The organism is Streptomyces sp. NPDC013317, assembly GCF_055563155.1.
Genome location: NZ_JBVHDX010000041.1, coordinates 1 through 1,017, shown reverse-complemented (window position 1 = coordinate 1,017; position 1,017 = coordinate 1). Strand labels below are relative to the sequence as shown.

At 67.1% G+C, this 1,017-nt stretch carries 1 protein-coding gene and 1 pseudogene; both read right to left on the bottom strand.

The window, feature by feature from the left end:
• On the bottom strand, nucleotides 1-725 hold a 725-nt coding region (locus ACZ3IJ_RS36215), incomplete at its 3' end, for a 2-oxoacid:ferredoxin oxidoreductase subunit beta (RefSeq protein WP_467475474.1).
• Nucleotides 718-1,017, bottom strand: a pseudogene (locus ACZ3IJ_RS36210) (2-oxoacid:acceptor oxidoreductase subunit alpha); the annotation flags it as partial. The gene ACZ3IJ_RS36215 and the pseudogene ACZ3IJ_RS36210, both read right to left, overlap by 8 nt.

Genomic DNA, 1,017 nt, shown 5'->3' with positions numbered 1-1,017 from the left:
GGCCGGCCGTGCTCCAGGCGGATCACGGCCTCCTGCGCCTGGTCTTTGTCTTTGAGGGGTTCGAAGGCGCCGTCGTTGAAGATGTTGCAGTTCTGGTAGATCTCGACGAGGGCGGTGCCGGGGTGGTCGGCGGCCTGGCGGAGGACTTCGGTGAGGTGTCTGCGGTCGGAGTCGACGGTCCGGGCGACGAAGGAGGCCTCGGCGCCGATCGCGAGGGAGACCGGGTTGAACGGGGCGTCGAGGGAGCCCATCGGGGTCGATTTGGTGATCTTCCCGACCTCGGACGTCGGACTGTACTGGCCCTTGGTCAGCCCGTAGATCCGGTTGTTGAACAGCAGGATCTTCAGGTTCACATTGCGGCGCAGGGCGTGGATGAGGTGGTTGCCGCCGATGGACAGGGCGTCGCCGTCGCCGGTGACGACCCAGACCGACAGGTCACGGCGTGAGGTGGCCAGCCCGGTGGCGATCGCGGGGGCGCGGCCGTGGATGGAGTGCATCCCGTAGGTGTTCATGTAGTACGGGAAGCGGGAGGAGCAGCCGATGCCGGAGACGAAGACGATGTTCTCGCGGGCGAGGCCGAGTTCGGGCATGAAGCCCTGGACGGCGGCGAGGACGGCGTAGTCGCCGCAGCCGGGGCACCAGCGGACTTCCTGGTCGGACTTGAAGTCCTTCATGGTCTGGGTGGCTTCGGCCTTGGGCACGAGGTTCAGGAGTGTCTCACTCATCGATGGCCTCCTTGAGTGCCGAGGCGAGCTGCTCGGCCTTGAACGGCATGCCGTTGACCTGGGTGTGCGAGCGTGCGTCGACCAGGTATCTCGCCCGGATGAGGGTGGCGAGCTGGCCGAGGTTCATCTCCGGGACGATCACCTTGTCGTAGCGGGTGAGGATGTCGCCGAGGTTGTGCGGGAAGGGGTTGAGGTGGCGCAGGTGGGCCTGCGCGATCGCGCCCTTGTCGCGGCGGATCCGGCGCACCGCCGCCGTGATCGGCCCATAGGTCGATCCCCAGCCCAGCACCAG